The sequence below is a fragment of the Neoakkermansia glycaniphila genome, assembly GCF_900097105.1.
Taxonomy (GTDB): domain Bacteria; phylum Verrucomicrobiota; class Verrucomicrobiia; order Verrucomicrobiales; family Akkermansiaceae; genus Akkermansia; species Akkermansia glycaniphila.
Map to the genome: position 1 here is coordinate 1,259,521 of NZ_LT629973.1, position 17,521 is coordinate 1,277,041.

14 protein-coding genes are annotated in these 17,521 nt (G+C 56.1%); 11 read left to right on the forward strand and 3 right to left on the reverse strand.

What is annotated here, in order from left to right; genetic code table 11:
- Positions 1–127 precede the first annotated feature (127 nt).
- From PYTT_RS05320 to PYTT_RS05340, 5 genes are read left to right on the forward strand one after another with little or no spacing between them, the layout of a single operon-like run.
- Positions 128–1,678 (forward strand): YifB family Mg chelatase-like AAA ATPase, encoded by a 1,551-nt coding sequence (locus tag PYTT_RS05320; RefSeq protein ID WP_067774017.1) that lies wholly within the window; start codon positions 128–130, stop codon positions 1,676–1,678.
- A 58-nt stretch (positions 1,679–1,736) separates the two neighbouring features.
- Positions 1,737–2,984, forward strand: a complete 1,248-nt coding sequence (locus tag PYTT_RS05325; protein WP_067774020.1) for an MFS transporter — start codon at positions 1,737–1,739, stop codon at positions 2,982–2,984.
- Between the two features lie 9 nt (positions 2,985–2,993).
- Complete coding sequence (locus PYTT_RS05330) at positions 2,994–3,500, forward strand: flavin reductase family protein (RefSeq protein ID WP_067774024.1); 507 nt, start codon at positions 2,994–2,996, stop codon at positions 3,498–3,500.
- Positions 3,501–3,520: 20 nt separating this feature from the next.
- Positions 3,521–4,591 carry an alkaline phosphatase gene (locus PYTT_RS05335; RefSeq protein ID WP_067774187.1) on the forward strand — a complete coding sequence of 357 codons (1,071 nt, stop codon included), beginning with the start codon at positions 3,521–3,523 and terminating at the stop codon, positions 4,589–4,591.
- Positions 4,588–5,151 carry a GNAT family N-acetyltransferase gene (locus tag PYTT_RS05340; protein ID WP_067774027.1) on the forward strand — a complete coding sequence of 188 codons (564 nt, stop codon included), beginning with the start codon at positions 4,588–4,590 and terminating at the stop codon, positions 5,149–5,151. The genes PYTT_RS05335 and PYTT_RS05340 overlap by 4 nt, the downstream gene beginning before the upstream one ends.
- Before the next feature lie 97 nt (positions 5,152–5,248).
- On the opposite strand, the gene PYTT_RS05345 is transcribed toward PYTT_RS05340, so the two are convergent.
- Together PYTT_RS05345 and PYTT_RS05350 are read right to left on the reverse strand one after the other, a co-directional pair.
- A complete protein-coding gene (locus PYTT_RS05345) occupies positions 5,249–6,823 on the reverse strand; it encodes a PDZ domain-containing protein (RefSeq protein WP_067774030.1) in 1,575 nt (524 codons plus the stop codon).
- A 12-nt stretch (positions 6,824–6,835) separates the two neighbouring features.
- Positions 6,836–8,794 carry a S1C family serine protease gene (locus tag PYTT_RS05350; RefSeq protein ID WP_245741083.1) on the reverse strand — a complete coding sequence of 653 codons (1,959 nt, stop codon included), beginning with the start codon at positions 8,792–8,794 and terminating at the stop codon, positions 6,836–6,838.
- Positions 8,795–9,342: 548 nt separating this feature from the next.
- On the opposite strand from PYTT_RS05350, the gene PYTT_RS05360 reads away from it, so the two are divergent.
- The 5 genes from PYTT_RS05360 to PYTT_RS05385 all read left to right on the forward strand — a co-directional run bounded on the left by PYTT_RS05360 (position 9,343) and on the right by PYTT_RS05385 (position 15,283).
- Positions 9,343–11,346, forward strand: coding sequence for a beta-N-acetylhexosaminidase (locus tag PYTT_RS05360; protein ID WP_067774040.1), 2,004 nt, complete (start codon positions 9,343–9,345; stop codon positions 11,344–11,346).
- A gap of 137 nt (positions 11,347–11,483) precedes the next feature.
- Complete coding sequence (locus PYTT_RS05365) at positions 11,484–12,773, forward strand: N-acetylmuramoyl-L-alanine amidase family protein (protein WP_141675745.1); 1,290 nt, start codon at positions 11,484–11,486, stop codon at positions 12,771–12,773.
- The gene (lipB, locus tag PYTT_RS05370; protein WP_067774046.1) at positions 12,770–13,393 is read left to right on the forward strand and encodes a lipoyl(octanoyl) transferase LipB; all 624 of its coding nucleotides are present in this window, start codon (positions 12,770–12,772) and stop codon (positions 13,391–13,393) included. Before PYTT_RS05365 ends, lipB begins: the two co-directional genes overlap by 4 nt.
- Positions 13,394–13,945: 552 nt before the next feature.
- Positions 13,946–14,329, forward strand: coding sequence for a hypothetical protein (locus PYTT_RS05375; RefSeq protein ID WP_067774049.1), 384 nt, complete (start codon positions 13,946–13,948; stop codon positions 14,327–14,329).
- Positions 14,330–14,491: 162 nt separating this feature from the next.
- A complete protein-coding gene (locus PYTT_RS05385; RefSeq protein WP_067774052.1) occupies positions 14,492–15,283 on the forward strand; it encodes a hypothetical protein in 792 nt (263 codons plus the stop codon).
- Positions 15,284–15,506: 223 nt separating this feature from the next.
- On the opposite strand, the gene PYTT_RS12965 is transcribed toward PYTT_RS05385, so the two are convergent.
- Positions 15,507–16,193, reverse strand: a complete 687-nt coding sequence (locus PYTT_RS12965; protein ID WP_083076553.1) for an IS1595 family transposase — start codon at positions 16,191–16,193, stop codon at positions 15,507–15,509.
- 289 nt (positions 16,194–16,482) lie between these two features.
- Between PYTT_RS12965 and PYTT_RS13305 the strand changes: the two genes are divergently transcribed.
- The gene (locus PYTT_RS13305) at positions 16,483–17,346 is read left to right on the forward strand and encodes a hypothetical protein (protein ID WP_141675746.1); all 864 of its coding nucleotides are present in this window, start codon (positions 16,483–16,485) and stop codon (positions 17,344–17,346) included.
- Positions 17,347–17,521 lie beyond the last annotated feature (175 nt).

Here is a 17,521-nt window from a genome sequence, read left to right on the forward strand (position 1 = left end):
GAATGCTACCGGAACCCATCCCGTACAAGACGGAAATACGTCATCCCACACCGCCTCCTGCCCGAAAAACGGGACAACCCCAAAACGGAACTTTCCTTGCCACACCGAATCCGCTATCATTCACCGCATGATATCACGGCTCTACTCAGCTACCGTTTACGGAGTCGAAGGCATCGAAATCGAAGTCGAGGTCGACAACCGGGGTGGCGACACCATCCGGCAATACATCGTCGGCCTGCCCGACATCGCCGTCAAGGAAAGCCTCCAGCGCGTCGGCTCCGCCATTGCCAACAGCGGCCTCCCGGAAGCCCCCGGAGCCACCACCGTCAACCTCGCGCCTGCCGACCTCCGCAAACAGGGGCCCGGCTTCGACCTCCCCATCGCCCTCGGCACCGTCCTCGCCGCCATGGGCAACTCCGGCACGCATGCACCGATGCCCGACCCCGGCGACCTCGAAACATGGAGCATCATCGGCGAACTCGCCCTCGACGGCACCGTACGCGCCGTCCGCGGCATCCTGCCTCAGGCCATCGCCGCCCGCGAACAAGGCCGGAAAAACCTCATGGTGCCGTGGGACAATGCCGAAGAAGCCTCCGTCGTCCAGGGCATCGGCATCTACCCCGTCCGCAGCCTCCGCGATGCATGGAACCACCTCATGCACCGCGAAACCATCGCACCCTACCGCAGGCTCGACACCCGGCCACCTGCCGAACACTCCATCGACTTCGACGAAATCAAAGGCCAGCCCTACGCCCGCCGCGCCCTCGAAATCGCCGCCGCCGGAGGCCACAACATCCTCATGAGCGGCAGCCCCGGCTCCGGCAAAACCATGCTCGCCCGCCGCCTGCCCACCATCCTGCCTCCTCTCTCCGAACGCGAAGCCCTCGAAGCCAGCAAAATCCACTCCGTCTGCGGCCTCCTCCCCCGCCACGCCGGACTCCTCACCCAGCGCCCCTTCCGCTCCCCGCACCACACCATCTCCGATGCCGGGCTCATGGGCGGCGGAGCCAACATCAGCCCCGGGGAAATCTCCCTCGCCCACCACGGCGTCCTCTTCCTCGACGAACTCCCCGAATACCGCCGCCAAACGCTCGAAACCCTCCGGCAACCACTCGAAGCAGGCACCGTCACCATCTCCCGTGCCTCCGGCACCATGGACTATCCCTGCCGCTTCATGCTTGTCGCCGCCATGAACCCCTGCCCCTGCGGCTACCAGGGCGATCCGCGCCACGCCTGCAAATGCCCGCATGCCGCCATCGTCCGCTACCGCAACAAAATCTCCGGCCCCCTCCTCGACCGCTTCGACCTCCTCCTTGAAGTACCGCCCGTCGACCCCGCCGCCCTCATCGACAAACCCGCAGGAGAACCCTCCGCCGCCATCCGCGCCCGCGTCATCGCCGCCCGCGAACGGCAGGAACACCGCTACCGGGGAACCGGCATCTCCTGCAATGCCGAACTCCACGGCAAAACCCTCCAGACCAACTGCCGCCTCGATGCACCCTCCCGCCAAACCCTCCTCGATGCCGTCAGCCAGCTCGCCCTCTCCGCCCGCGCCTTCGACCGCATCCTCAAAGTAGCCCGCACCATCGCCGACCTCGCAGGCAGCGACAGCATCGCGCAGGAACACATCTACGAAGCCGTCCAGTACCGCAGCTACGAAACCCAGCTCCGCCAATAGACCCGCCGCACGCACTTCGCGCTTCACAACGCCGCCGCAAAAGCCTACAATCCCCGCCATGCAACCGAGCGAACAGCCCGACAAAGTCAACTGGGCCCCCTTCTGGAAACTCGTCCTCGTCCAATCCCAGAACTCCTTCAATGAAAAAGGAGTCCAATTCATCCTCATCCCGCTCGGCGTCTGGATGGCGGAAAAAGGCATCGGCGGCGGCGACCTCCAGTACATCCTCAGTGCACTCATCCTCATACCCTTCATCCTCTTCTCCCCACTCGCGGGCTGGGTCTCCGACCGCTACTGCAAAACCCTCGTCATCCGCAGCATGGCCGCCCTCCAGATCCTCGTCCTCGGCGGCATGGCCCTCAGCCTCTACCTCGAACACCTCACCCTCGCCCTCTGCTGGTTCTCCGTCTTCACCATCCAGGCCACCTTCTTCAGCCCCTCCAAAAAAGGCCTCGTCAAAGACATCGTCGGCACGCAAAAAATAGGCTTCGCCAGCGGCATCCTTGAAATCACCTCCCTCCTCGCCCTGCTCATCGGCCAAATCGGCGTCTTCGTCTGGTTCCGCAGCATCCTCGACGAAACCGGAGACGGCTGGCACGCCGCCGCCTTCCCCACCTTCGTCTTCTTCCTCTGCACCATCCCCGTCGCCCTCATGACCCTCACCCTGCCGAAATACAAACCGCATCAGGTCGCCTCCTTCAGCAAAAAACTCCTCTACTCCCACTTCGGCCAGCTCGGTATCCTGTGGAAACACAAAACCCTCCGCTACAGCGAACTCGGCGTCGGCTACTTCTGGTTCATCGGCGGCACCGTCCTCCTCATGACCATCCAGATGGCCCAGCAGGCAAGCACCAATGCGAAAGACTTCAGCGGCACGGGCGCCGTCCTCATGGCATGGCTCAGCGGCGGCTCCGTCCTTGGCGGCATCCTCGCCTCCGTCATCTGCAACGGCCGCATCAAAATGTGGGTCGCCACCGTCGGCGGCATCGGCATGACCCTCGGCTGTGCGGGCCTCGCCCTCACCACCTACGACACCCCCCTCTTCTACGCTCTCCTCTTCCTCACGGGCTTCACCGCCTCCGGCTTCCTCGTCCCCCTCAACGCCCGCCTGCAGGACAGTGCCGAAGACAGCCAGCGCGGCGACGTCATCGCCGCCGGAAACCTCATCGACTGCCTCTTCGGCCTCATCGCCGTAGGCTTCCAGCTCCTCATGGCTCAACTCATCGGAGTCCATGAACAATTCATCGTCATGGCGCTCCTCAGCGCCCTCGTCACCGTCGTCATCATCAAAACCAAAAACCAGTAAGCCACCGCCATGAAAAAAATCAAAGCCACAGAAATCACCCAGAACGCCATCTCCCTCATCGGCGCCCAATGGATGCTCGTCACCGCGGGCACGCCGGACGCCTACAACACCATGACCGCCAACTGGGGCGGCATCGGCTTCCTGTGGAACAAACCCGTCGCCTACATCTTCATCCGCCCGAACCGCCACACCTACCAATACATCGAACAGCAGGAAAAACTCACCCTCTCATTCATGGGAGAAACCTATCGGCAGGCCCTCAAAATCTGCGGCACGCAATCCGGCCGCGACATCGACAAAATGAAAGAAGCCGGACTCTCCCCGTGGATCACCGAAAACGGCAACATCGCCATCGCCGATGCCGACCTCGTCATCGAATGCCGCAAACTCTACAGCGACATGATCCGCCCGGAAAACTTCCTCGACAGCGCGCCGATCGACACATGGTACGGCGAAGACGACCCCATGCACCGGCTCTACATCGTCGAAATCACCGGCGTATGGGCCAGAAACTGACCGCCAGGCCACCCGCCATCATGAAAACACTCATTGGCATCCTCCTCGCCGCAGGAATAGTCCTCGGCGGCGAACCGCAAACATACAACAACCCCGCGCCGCATCCCGTCGTCCGGATTGAAAACACCGCGCCTGCAACCGCAGCCCCGAAAAACATCATCCTCATGATCGGGGACGGCATGAGCCTCCAGCACGTCCAGGCCGCATGGCTCGCCAACGGAGGCACACTCAACATCATGCAATGCCCCGTCGTCGGCCTCTCGCGCACCGCCTCCGCCAGCCACACCATCACCGACTCGGCAGCAGGCGGCACCGCCCTGGCCTCCGGAACCAAAGCCATCAACAAACAGCTCGGCCTCGACCCCCAAGGCAACAAACTCGACTCCCTCGCCGACTGGGCCAAACAACGGGGCATGGGCACCGGCATCGTCACCACGAAAACCGTCACCGACGCCACCCCCGCCGCCTTCTACGCGCACAACCCCAACCGCGCCGATGAAGACGCCATCGCCCTCGACCTCGCCACCGGCAACATCGACGTCATCTTCGGCGGAGGAGCCAAACACTTCACCCAGCGCAAAGACGGCCGCAACCTCCTTGAACAAATCTCCAAACAGGGCCGCACCATCAAACTCGCCACACCCGGCCACTACGGCACCCCTGCGGAACGCGGCGACATCCTCCGGCAAACATCCCTCGAAGCCGTCAGCCGCCTCCGGCAGAACCCCAACGGGTACTTCCTCATGATCGAAGGAGCCAAAATCGACCTCGCTTCCCACGCCAACAACCTCCCGGAAACAATCGCGGAAATGCTCGACTTCGACCGCACCGCCGGAGCCATCCTCGCAGAAGCCGCCCAAAACGGCGACACCCTCGTCATCATCACCGCCGACCATGAATGCGGCGGCCTCAGCATCCTCGACGGCGACCCCGCATCGCGCACCGTCACGGCTACCTTCGCCACCGGCAACCACAGCGGCATCGCCGTCCCCGTCTATGCCTTCGGCCCCGGCAGCACAAACTTCACGGGCACGTACGAAAACACCGCCATCCCGGCCAAAATCAAACAGGCAGCAGCCGCCAGCCGATGAACAACACCATCTCCATCCGCACCGCCACCGTTGAGGATGCGGCACACACCCTCGCCATCTACACCCCCTACGTCACGGACACGGACATCACCTTTGACACCGAAATCCCCTCCCTCGACGAATGGATCGGCCGCATGAGGAACACCCTCGCACGCCACCCCTACCTCATCGCCTTCGTCGAAGGCCGGGCCGCCGGATACGCCTACGCCTCACCCTTCCGCCACAAAGCCGCCTACGACTGGAGCGTCGAAACCACCATCTACCTCTCCTCGGAACACCGGGCGCAAGGCATCGGCAGACAACTGCATGACGCCCTCGAACAGCTCCTCCGCGCGCAGGGAGTCACCAACCTCAACGCCTGCATCACCTACCCCAACCCCGCCAGCATCGCCTTCCACCAGCGCATGGGATACGCGCAAAACGCATACTTCACCCGCTGCGGCTACAAACTCGGCCGCTGGCTTGACGTCGTCTGGATGGAAAAACACATCGCGCCGCACACCGTACCGCCGCCCGTCTTCATCCCCTACGCCCAACTGCCTCCCGCCGCCCGCCTGTAACGGCAGACGGACAACCCCGGCGGCCCCGCCTGCCGCGACCAAACAAACGCCACAGAGCCTCACGGCCCTGCGGCGAAAAAAACGGCTCACCCCAACCTTACTTGGCAGCGACGGGCGCCTCCTCATTCAAACGGCGCAGCACCGGAATCGCGCCGCGCTTCACCGCCGCATTGGCCGACTTCACCGCCTCCTGAGAAATATACACCTTATAGGGAGCCTTATTGATCGACAACGTCGTAATACCGTCCGGAGTCTTCTCGTCCAGCAATTTGGCCGCATCGTGCAAATCCTTCACCGGCTTACCGTTGATCGCATCCACCACGCAGAACCTGTAACGATCGTACCCCAGCGTCGCAGGAGTCGGAATCACCAGCGAAAGCACCACCAGCCTGCGGCGGCCTTCCTTCATATAGCGCTCCTTCTCCTGATCGATCTTCAGGAAGGGAATCGGCATCATATTGCCGCCCGCCCTCTGCAGCGCGCTCAAATAGGGCCGCGTACACTCCTGAAACACCAGACCGCCATGAATGATATACTCCGGAGCCGTACCCGACTCCTCATCCGGCAAAAGATCCTTATCGATCGCATCGCGATTCAGCGGCACATCCACCGCCACCGGATGCCCATCACGGCGCAGCCCCATCTTCATCGACTCGCCCACATTGCCTCGGCCGCGGAACACCGCGCTCCAGCTCAGCGGACCCAGCCTCGGATGATTCACCAAACCGCGTGCATCCACGGCAAGACCGTCCACACTCTCGATCACATCGCCCTCCTTGATCCCGGCCTGCTCGGCGGCGGAACCCTTCTGCACCTTCGACACATACACGCCGCCGCCCTTCTCGTCCAGCTTCAGATAACGGCGGAACACGGGATCGATCAAATTCACGGACTGAATGCCATGCACCGCAATACCCGGATAACCCTTCGCCGGCTGAGCGAGGAAACGGGAAATCACCTCCTCATCCAAAGCTGTCAGCAACTGCGAACCGGCCGTATAGCCCGTCGCAATACCCGCCAGGCGGCGATCCACCACCACGGGCATACCGCCCTTGGCGTCGGAAAGATTCTGTGCCATCTTGATATTCACCTGCGGCAGCCCTGCGCCCGAAGCGGCAGCGCTCTCCGCACGGCCCGAATTCACCAGCGCAAGACCGCTGCGCGTATAACTCCACACATCCACTGGCTCATTCAGGGAAAGCGGCTTGCCCAGCGGCAGAGCCACGCGGGAATCCCAGAAATCCTTATCGGACTCGTTCATCAGCGTCAGCAAAGCCAAATTCGCATCATAATCCACCTTCTCCACCTTCGCCGTCACCGAACGCGACGTATCGGGAAGCACCAGCTCGATCAGCGTCGCATCCTTCAGAGAACCCGCCACTGTCAGCACCTTGCCATCGCCCAGATAAACCCCGCAGGACGACGAAGTCGAAGCATCGGACTTATTCCAGGGCATCACCTGATTATACGACTGCTGCGTCACTGAAACGCTCAGCAGAGAATCCAGCGGCGAAGGCATCGGCTTGGGAGCCTCGGCCGGAGCCTTGGGCTCCTCCACGGCAGCTGCGGCCTCCTGCTTTTGGGCATCGCCGCGCCCGGCAGTCCGGGGAGTCGGCTTGCAGGCCACCAGAAAAGAAACGGTCACAAGGGACAACAAAGAAAACTTGTACATAACGAAAGGAAATTAGAGTTTGGGAGCAGAAACGGGAGCCGCCTTGCGCACCGGCGCAACCTTCGCGGCGGGAGGAGCATCCGGCGTACTCCACGAACTATCGAGGCGGGCCGGAGCAGGAATCGCGTAATTCTTCGAAATGCGCGCATTCGCCTTATCCATCATCGACGTCTGGAACACCACGGGGCGCACCGCATCGGCGAACTCGAACACCATGAACTCGGGCAGCTTGCCATCCTTCGGATAAAGCAGCTCATTCAAATGCTTCAGCCCCTTCACCTCCACACCGTTCACCTTCGTCAGCACCGACGTGCCATAACCGGAAATCTTGGAATTCACCTCATCCTCCAGCACATTCGTCATTAGCACCACATCGTCCTTCTTCATCCAGCCGCCTTCCTGCTGGAAATCGACCACCGGCAGAATCACCTGCTTCTCGGAAATCTTATTCGCCTCCACCACATTGAACTGCAGAGGCTGGAACACCAGACCACCGTACGTCACGTAGCGGGGCAGCTTATCGTACTCCTGCATCACCATCGCACCCGTCGGCATCGTCTTCAGCGTCACCGCCAGATCCATCAGCTTGCCGCCGCGCTTCACCTGCATCTTCACACGATCCCCGGCGAACCTGCGCTCGACCAGCTCATTCATCAGAATACGCTCGCCGCCCAGCAGCACCATACCCGAACTATCCACATCGTGGCCGTCCACCTTCAGAATCACATCGCCGATCTCCAGCACGCCGTCCGACGGCCCGCCCTTGATCAAATCGCTCACCAGCACCCCCTTCTCATCGTCCGGAAGCCCCAGCACCTTGCGCTGCGCCGGATTGCCGATAGGCTCCAGCTCCGCGCCCAAATCCACATAACCGTCGTAATGGCCGTCCTGCACATCCTTCAGGAAACGAGCGATCACCGGAGTCGGAATCACATACCCCGTACTATTCGCATTATTCAGCCCCTGGAATGCCACGCCGATCACCTGATCTCCCTTGAACACCGGACCTCCGCTATTGCCGGGATTGATCGCGGCATCCACCTGCAGAGTCAAATGCTGCGCGCTCCTCGGATGGGCATAGGCCGTAAAATCAATACGCGACACGATACCGCGCGTCACCGAAAGACGATTGCCGCCCATCGGATAACCGATCACGCGCACCTCATCCTCAAGCTTCGGCAAATCCTTGCTGAACTCCATCACCGTCATACCCTCGAAAGGCTTCGGATCGGCCACCTCCACCAGCGCCAAATCGGCATCGTGGGCCACGAACTTCACCTCGGCGGGAATCTTGCGGGAATCGCCGTACTGGGACAGATAAATACGGTCCGCATTGCTCACCACATGGGCATTCGTCATGAAAAGCCCCTTGCCCACCAGAAACGCCGTACCCGTACCCGAGCCGAACTGGCCCGAACGCCACGGCGTCCGGTAATCCACCGAACGCTTCGACACCTCCACCTTCACCACGCCCTTATACAAATCGGCCGCGCTGGCAGCCTTATGCTCCGCAGGCTGCACCGGAACGGCAGGAATCACCACGGGAGCCGTCGCAGCAGGCACGGACTCCGTCACCAGGGGAGATGGCTTCACAGGAGCAGGCGGCATGGGCAAAACAGGAGCCACACCCGTAGCAGCCGGGGATGCGGCAATCGGAGCGGGAGCCGGAGCGGAAGAAGGCACAGGTGCGGCAGCCGGAGGCGCGGGAACCACAATCACCACAGGCTTGGCCTGCCCATCGGTCGTCGGAGCCGGAGCCACAGAAACAACCGGAGTGGCAGGCACCGCAGAACGAACAGGCACCGCTACCTGGGCCGGATGGGCAACAACAGGGCGCGCAGGCAGAATCACCACGGGAGCAGCGGCCTGACCGGACTCGGGCGCCTTATCCGCACCGGATCCGGAAACGGCGCTCTCGGCGGAAGCCAGACCGGCCGTCGTGCAACAAACAAAAAGAGCCAAACGATACATGATGCAATCATCATTCCATTGAAACACCGCCCCTGTCAAGCATCGAATCCGCCACAGCCCCGGCTCTATCCAAAAAACGGCCCCATACATCCCTCCCCGCCTCAAAACGGCTGCCGCTCCGGCAGACAAACGGTAAAAGCCCCGCCGAATCTCTTCGGCGGGGCTTCCAACTTACTACCTTTATGAAACTCAGTCGAACCTGATTGCCCCCAAGCTCTCTCCTTCTCAAGGGCGGAATCGACTGATGAAGATACGACACTCCCCAGTGCAATAATGTTCAAAATAATCGCATGGATATATTGAACACCTTCATCCGCAAAAAACAAAAAAACGCATCTCACTGAAAACTAAAATATTAAAAAACAAAAAGAACTTGAAGCCGTTTTGTCATACATCCCGGCAAAGGCAACATACCGTCCATCCATGCACATGCAAATGCGCACACCCCATCACCTCGCCTACTGCACGGCACACATCTTTTACTGAAAGATTGCCAATCAACAATCAGTATTATTGCCGTTTGATCCCTTGACCGCACACCTCTTCTCATGAACAAAACATCACTCTATCTTCATGCCTGCATCGGCCTCCTCGCCATGGGCATCACGGGAACGGCCCTCTCCCAGCAAAACATCATCCCTCGTCCGGCCCAGCTGACCGTAGAAGAAGGCGCTCCCTTCGTTCTGGACCGTTACACGGCCCTCTACTGCGACTCTTCCAACCCCGAATTCGTCAAAGAAACGGAAAAACTCCGCTCCTACCTGAACAAAGGCACCCGGCTCCACCTCTCCAACTACAGGCAGAACAAAAACGCCATCATCATCCGCGAAGACAAATCTCTGGCGGACAAAGGCGAAGAAGCCTACAAAATCACCGCCAAAAACGGCATCATCGAAATCGCCGCCCCCGGCCCGAAAGGCATCTTCTATGCCGGGCAAAGCCTTGCTCAAATGCTCCCCATCGAATTCTTCGTGGCAAACGGCAACAAAAACGGCATCGTCTGGACCCTCGCGGAAAAACCCTTCACCATCACCGACTACCCCCGCTTCTCCTGGCGCGCCATGCACCTGGACGAAGTACGCCACTTCTGGGGCATGGAAACAGTCAAACAGCTCATCGACCAGATGGCCCTGCTGAAAATGAACATCCTGCACTGGCATCTCACCGACGACGCAGGCTGGCGCATCGAAATCAAAAAATACCCGAAACTCACCGAAATCGGCTCCAAACGAGAAGACACCGAAACCGACACATGGAGGAGCGGAAAATCGGACGGCTTCCCGCACCAGGGCTTCTACACACAGGACCAGATCCGGGAAATCGTCAAATACGCGGCGGACCGCAACATCACCATCGTCCCCGAAATTGAAATGCCGGGCCATGCCGCCGCCGCCATCTACTGCTATCCGGAACTGGGCATCAAAATCCCGGACAAAGTATGCACCACCTTCGTAGCCAACTACGCCTTCAACCCGGCATCGGAAAAAACCTACCAGTTCCTCTCCGACGTCCTTGATGAAGTAGCCGACCTCTTCCCGAGCAAAGTCCTCCACATCGGCGGCGACGAAGTCCGCTACAACGACCAATGGAAAGGCGAACCCATCATCGAGGAATACATGAAGAAAAACAACATGAAAACCTTTGCGGACGTACAGCTCGCCTTCTCGAACCGAATGTCGCAGATCGTCGCCCGGAAAGGCCGCCGCATGATGGGCTGGAATGAAATCCTCGGCCACGACATCAACGGAGACGGCGGCGGCACCGCTGCCGCCAAACTGGATAAAAACGCCATCATCCACTTCTGGAAAGGCTCCGCCGAACTGGCGAAACAGGCCATCCGCGGCGGACACGACGTCATCAACTCCACCCACAGCAACACCTATCTGGACTACGGCTACGGAAGCATCAGCCTCCAGAAAGCCTACGACTTCGAACCCGTCTTTGCCGGACTGGAAAAAGAATACGAATCCAAAGTCAAGGGGCTCGGCTGCCAGATGTGGACGGAATGGGTGGCGGACACCGACCGCCTGCACTACCAGCTCTTCCCCCGCCTCATCGCCTTTGCCGAAGTCGGCTGGACGGACAAAAACCGGAAAGACTACGCCGACTTCCAGAAACGGCTCAAAAACTATGCCCACATCATGGATCAGGAAGGCATCCGGTATGCCAAAGACATCGTCGGCAAACTGACCCACGGCGAATTCTTCAACACCCCCAAAGCCGGCACATGGACACCGCAAACGCTCGGCGCGGGACAAGAACTGACTCTGGACCTCACCCCCTTCGTCAAAAATGCTGGAAAATACCAGCTCACCTTCCTCTATGAAAAAGGCCTCCATGCCGCCGGCATCGAATGGGTCGCCCTCCTCGAAAACGGCAGGGAAATCTCCCGCGACACCCACCCAGGCCACAGCGGCGGAGACCAGAAAGACATCCAGTACAAACTCGACGTCCCCACCCCGAAACCCGGAGCCGCCTACACGCTGAAAGCGAAAATATCCGGCAAAGGAGGCAACGACAGCACGGGCATCATCTATGTAACGGCTCCCTGAACCCGTTGCGGCCGGAGCGCCCCCCCTCCGGCCGCTCCGATACACTCTCGGCACATACAAAACGCGGCGGACATGCGGGCGCTTCACCCCATGCATCCGCCGCGTTTTCCGTCCCGGCGGAAAACGGCCGGAACAGCATGAACCGCTCACACGCAGCCACATTCGACTTCCTGCACCAGTCCTCCATTCCCTTCGGGCGCCTCCCCTCCTCATGCCCGCCCGGAAACCGCGCAATCACGTCTGCCGGATACTTTTCTCTTGAGCGAATCCTTCAACGTGCTAAAATCGCCCGGAGGATACACATGCCCAAATACCGTACCATCCTTCTCATCCTGCTTGCCTCCATACTCTGGACTGCGATGCCGACTCCGGCCATCGCCGCATCGGATTGGCCGGAAACATCGATCGACGGCGTATCCTACATCAAGGTCGAACGCCTCCGCGCCTTCTACAAATTCAAAAACCTCCAGGGAGACCGCGGCTACTACACCATCGGCAGCGCCCTCTCCGGCAAAGGCAACCGCTTCCTCAAAATGAAGGCCGACAGCCAGACCTTCTACATCAACAACGTCCACTTCGAACTCTCCCACCCCGTCAAACGCAACGCACAGGGCGAATACCTCATCTCCAAACTCGACATCGTCAAAGTCATCGACCCCGTCCTGCGGCCCCAATACATCAAAAACGCCGAAAACGTCCAAACCGTCATCATCGACCCCGGCCACGGCGGCCACGATGCCGGAGCCACCAACAGCGCCGCGCACGAAGCCGACCTCAACCTCAAAGTCGCCAAAAAACTCAAAGCCCTCCTCACCCGTGCAGGCTTCAAAGTCGTCATGACCCGCGAGGCGGACATCTTCCTCACCCTGCAGGAACGCGTCAACATCGCCAACAAATACGAAAACGCCATCTTCGTCAGCATCCACCACAACTCCAGCCGGGGCTCCAGCAAAGGCATCGAAACCTTCACCCTCGCCCCCAAAGGCACCACATCCCCCTACGCCCGAACCCTACGCTACCAGGACCTCGCCGGCAACTCGCAGGACAGCACCAACATCGCCCTCGCCACCGCCGTACACAGCGCAGCCATCCTCCGCACCGGAGCCGAAGACCGCGGCATCAAACGGGCCAGATTCTCCGTCCTCTGCTCGCCGAAACACCCGGCCATCCTCTTCGAAGGCGGCTTCATGAGCAACCCCGAAGAAGCCCGCCTCCTCAACACCGACGAATACCAGCAAAAACTGGCCGAATGCATCTGCGTAGGCATCAAAAACTATAAAGCCGCCATGGGAGCCAAACCCGGCTCCGTACCGGCCCAGTCCGCAAGCGGAACACGCAGCGGCAGCACCTCCTCCCGCCGCATCGGCACATCCACGCGCGGCCAGACCATCCGCGGCGGCACATCCGCCTCCCGTACCCGCCCATGAAAACTCGATGGCTGGAGGGCCTCAGCGACTACGCCGCCACCCTCGACCTGCAGCAACAACTGGTTGACACCCGCATCAACCGTCCCGGCACCCCCGACGAACTCCTGCTGCTCGAACACAGCCCCGTCTACACCATCGGCCGCATCCGCGACCACAGCAGCCTGCACGAACCCGGCCGCCTGCCCCACCCCGTCTTTGAAATCAACCGTGGCGGCCAGGCCACCTACCACGGCCCCGGCCAGCTCGTCGCCTACCCCATCGTCGACCTCAACCGCCTCGGCAGGGACATCCACCGCTACATCACCCTCCTCGAAAACGCCCTCATCGCCGCCTGCGAAGAACACGGCGTACAGGCCGCACGCCGCGAAGGACTCACCGGAATATGGATCGGCCCGCGCAAACTGGCATCCATCGGCGTAGGCATCAAAAAATGGATCGCCATGCACGGCATCGCCATCAACATCGAACCCCGCAGCCTCCCCCCCTTTCAGGCCATCACCCCCTGCGGCATCGAAGGAGTCCGCATGACCTGCCTCCATCATGAAGGAGCCTCCTGCACCCTCCGCCAATACGGCGACACCTTCGCCACCTGCCTCCAAAAGGCTATGGAATCCCGATAACCGGAAAGCCGTGGAGTCATACCCTCGCTCCAAAACACAAGCACTCAAAGCCTTCAGCTTTTCTCACCATGAAAAAATTGACAATCAGCCTATCCGTCGTACTTCTTGTCGCAGGACTCATATTAAGCCCCTTGGCATGGATTCTGAAAGATGGGCTGGGTCCTGAATCCGTGGAAAGCGAACACATGCAATCACTCCATAAATGGTTTTTCACTTTCTATTGGGGGCCACTCGTCATAGCGGGTCTCACTCTACTGTATCTTGGAAAATCATCGACTGCAAAACACCCACACAATGGCATTGGTTCCGATCTGAAGAAACAGAGAGAAAACCGGCACCCGTAACAAGCAATCCCACCTCCATACTCCTCACAAGATCTTCGCAGGTTTCACGAAAAGAGGAAAGCCATTTAAAATCTGAAACCGGCAATACGGTTTTACAATAAACCGTATAACGGGAGTTGTTGCACTCTTGTGATTCTTCCCCTTCATTATCGACTTGCCCCACAGCATGCCTCTGCTACATTGAAAACAGGCATATCAGAAATTTGTGATGAAAGCGAAATACTACCTTTTCATATTGAGCATGTGCATACTTCTTGGATACGGCATCTTTTATGTGTGGGTTCATCATCTCTACGATCATCAAACGCTGTCAGCATGGCATTCCTTATCCCATCAGAACGCCCCGGAAATTCTACTGACTCTGCACAATAAAAAAGACGATGTTGAAATCGAATGCAGGAAAGTCACTCAAACAAGAGAAAGAATCACATATACCTACAATAAGCATATCCGATTATCCTATATTGCCACATTCACTGGCCTTGGCGAGACCTGCACGGAATGTACCATTCAAAAGGAAATAAACATAGCAGGACTATCATTGAGGATCGGAGACCCTGAAGCAATTGATTTTGGAGTAATATGCGAATGATCTCGTCTTGTTATATCCATACAATGCCAACCGCATGAAAAAAGTCAACCGCAACTCATGGATCGCATAACAAGCAACTCTATTCATCCCATAAAAAGACATCATCGGCGAACCACGGCTTCCCCCGCCTTCCATAACAAACCCACACCATCCCAATCTGCCATGTACTTCAACCCATCCATACTCTTGGCCATCACGGCAGGAATCCTCATCACGCTTCCTGCTTGCACCCCGGAAACCGCACAGTCTCCAACGCATAAAAAATCAAGGCGTTGCGAGGCATCCGCATATTTGACCTTCAATACGAGCTGGCTCGAAACGGCGACGTGGAAAGACGTCTTTTGTAAAATATATGCCAACCTCGCAAAATCATACATTCCTGCGTATGCCTGTATGGATTTCCAAATCGGAAGCGATACCGTGTTCTCTGCTCATTGGCCGCTTCCAACACTGGGTCTGCATGAATCAGGCGATTCTTATGTCGACCTGTACTTGGAAAACCGGGAAATTATCGTCCTGACGCATACCCAGCTTCAAGGCTCGGAAACGGAACTGCAGCCTCTTGCCCGCGAACGTTTCCTCCTTGATTCCGAAGAAAACATGAAATCCCTGCATGCCATGTATCTCTCCGATAATCCCTGGATTTGCATCATTCCCGACCTGCAGGGAAATGCGTATCAAACCTTGCAAAATTTGAAAGACTTGCAAATGCACATCCCCTATAGCAAGCGTCTCATGCTTCATCCCATTCCTTTGGCCTTCTTTTACAACTACGAAAAGGAAGAAAGGGCAAGAAGCCCTAAGGAATTCAAACGTATGGCGCAGAGTGAGGCAATAACTGCCAGAATTTTCAAGAATGAAACGATGGAAAGCATTTTACGTCAATACCATGAAGAAAAAGATGCTATCGACAACGCACCTCTGACAATCCAAACTGTCCTTTTCTCCGAATAATGATGAGCGGCAAACGCAAAAAGCCCATAGCTTGAAAATTCATTGCAACAAAATGATGATCATAAAATTACTCACCATCCTCATCCTTGCTCTATCGAGTATATGGTTGAATACGGCTCATGCATCGCTTCCGCCACCAAGAGCGGAATTATGTTGTATCGCCCATAAAAACTATCTTTTCTATGTGCAAGGGCCTGCCGTTATTGTCGATAATAAAGTAGGTTCAATACAACTTTAGAGGGCATTTTCTAAAAATTGAAAGCAAAAAATGATAGATATTGGAGTGACGATGATTGAATCTGAATTCACATTCTTTGAGATGTAGGAGAAAGGAGCTTCCTTTAAATCCTTTGCGTTTCATCATACTGATCTTGGTAATCCCCCAGAAGTTTTCAATACCATTGACATGTACTTCGTTCCTTGCAAATTCGTTACGCCCATGCTCAACGGTTTCATGGTGCAGATATCTGTTCTTTTTCAACGGAATGTAAGATCGAAAACCATCCGTGTAAATCGTTGAAGAGCATGTGACGACAGCTTTAATGACTTTCAGAATCGTCTTGGAATCAACTTGTTTAATCACTCTTGTATAGACACTTTCTCGCCTTCTATCATAGATGCCAAAGACGATGGTTTTGCCTTTGGATCCTCGTCCACGCACTCCACGAACCCGTCTTGCTCCGAAGTAGCTTTGATCGCATTCGAATATACTCTCATGACAATGATCTTCCTGTTCACAAATCTTAAAAAGGCGAAGTCTGACGGCTTTGAGTATTTTACGCAAAGAGTTTGTACTTATACCGGTCAACAAAGCAATTGTGGAAGCTTCCATATCTATCGAAAAGTATCGAATAATGTCTCGAAATTGACGCTCTGAAATATGCGAACGAAAAACGTACTTGTTTTTCATTCACCAATAGTAGCTTATATGTCATATGCCCACTCTAAAGTTGTATTGAACCTATAAAATAATAATCTTTTGACTCAGAAACATGGCAGAAAACCATCGATCAGCATCCAACCTATTTTATGGATTTTCGATACGCCCCATCTATTCATAATGCACGTATAGAGTATCATTATTAAAAAATACCCATTTACAGATATCACAAGCACGAACAAAACATATCCATTGAAAAATTCATAACGGCATGAGAAAATGTCGCATCAACCGATGCACTTAATTGAGTAGAAGAGTCATGAAGAAAATATTCGCTAACGAAGAATTAGAGTATCATCTCGCGAACCTAAATATCGATTTATTACCGCTCATCGCGCGTTGCTCAATTTGGGCGCCTAAAGAATTGCATGAATCATGTTTAACAAAAAATGGTTGTGCCGCTAAATCTCCCATGATTCGTAGAAAAAGATCCAACGAAAAAAGGGGATCGACAGATATCGGCGGATTTAGACTTGATGATAATACTTATCCCAATTCTCAAATGAAACAATGCTTAAAGCGATATTATGGGCTTGACGCAGAAGGCTATGAAACATGCCATATATGGAATGGCACATGTTATGACGCTAGATATCACACAGCCTATGCTAACTTAGTATTATTACCCAGAGCCATTGCTTCTCTTAGCGATCATAACCTTCTCATCCAGCAAACCCTTCGTTATCGATCTTTCGAACTATATCAGTGGAAACCGGATGAAGAAAAAATACCACTAAAACCCAATGGATATCCTAAGGAATGGAGAGATTTGCCAACAATATTTTCTAAATCAGCCAATAAATATACTCCATCTCTTAACAATCACTCTTGTGATATATCTATCGGTCTACTTGCACGCGAGCATCTCACACAATTTTTCAACAAACAGAGAACGCCTATTCACCTACTAAATAGTCTATTAAAACCAGGGTCCTTAGCTCAACAGTTTTCCGGGCACAGTCGAACCCTTCCGGTACTTTCTGAAATACGCTCTCCTAAAGAACGTTTTTACGCAAACCCTCTTGAAATCAATGGAAAATATTATTATTTAACGAACGACTGGTATGAACATCAGAGGAACGCACTAATAAAATGGTTACGTAAATTGGGCTACGATATTTAAGCATAAACTACAGCAAGCCACAATTTAACATAAAATAATAAATCATTCAATTACTTTATTATCAATCGATTCTTTCTCAGTCACATCGTACCATATCGCATCTACTATCCGCCTCTATCTTGTTTTTAACGAAAAAGGGCGTTCCCTCACAGGAACGCCCTTGAAAATTCAGTTG

Bases quoted from the DNA above. Each gene is read 5' to 3' on its own strand.
- PYTT_RS05320 (WP_067774017.1), top strand. From the start codon at position 128: ATGATATCACGGCTCTACTCAGCTACCGTTTACGGAGTCGAAGGCATC.
- PYTT_RS05325 (WP_067774020.1), top strand. From the start codon at position 1,737: ATGCAACCGAGCGAACAGCCCGACAAAGTCAACTGGGCCCCCTTCTGG.
- PYTT_RS05330 (WP_067774024.1), top strand. From the start codon at position 2,994: ATGAAAAAAATCAAAGCCACAGAAATCACCCAGAACGCCATCTCCCTC.
- PYTT_RS05335 (WP_067774187.1), top strand. From the start codon at position 3,521: ATGAAAACACTCATTGGCATCCTCCTCGCCGCAGGAATAGTCCTCGGC.
- PYTT_RS05340 (WP_067774027.1), top strand. From the start codon at position 4,588: ATGAACAACACCATCTCCATCCGCACCGCCACCGTTGAGGATGCGGCA.
- PYTT_RS05345 (WP_067774030.1), bottom strand. From the start codon at position 6,823: ATGTACAAGTTTTCTTTGTTGTCCCTTGTGACCGTTTCTTTTCTGGTG.
- PYTT_RS05350 (WP_245741083.1), bottom strand. From the start codon at position 8,794: ATGTATCGTTTGGCTCTTTTTGTTTGTTGCACGACGGCCGGTCTGGCT.
- PYTT_RS05360 (WP_067774040.1), top strand. From the start codon at position 9,343: ATGAACAAAACATCACTCTATCTTCATGCCTGCATCGGCCTCCTCGCC.
- PYTT_RS05365 (WP_141675745.1), top strand. From the start codon at position 11,484: ATGAACCGCTCACACGCAGCCACATTCGACTTCCTGCACCAGTCCTCC.
- lipB (WP_067774046.1), top strand. From the start codon at position 12,770: ATGAAAACTCGATGGCTGGAGGGCCTCAGCGACTACGCCGCCACCCTC.
- PYTT_RS05375 (WP_067774049.1), top strand. From the start codon at position 13,946: ATGAAAGCGAAATACTACCTTTTCATATTGAGCATGTGCATACTTCTT.
- PYTT_RS05385 (WP_067774052.1), top strand. From the start codon at position 14,492: ATGTACTTCAACCCATCCATACTCTTGGCCATCACGGCAGGAATCCTC.
- PYTT_RS12965 (WP_083076553.1), bottom strand. From the start codon at position 16,193: ATGAAAAACAAGTACGTTTTTCGTTCGCATATTTCAGAGCGTCAATTT.
- PYTT_RS13305 (WP_141675746.1), top strand. From the start codon at position 16,483: ATGAAGAAAATATTCGCTAACGAAGAATTAGAGTATCATCTCGCGAAC.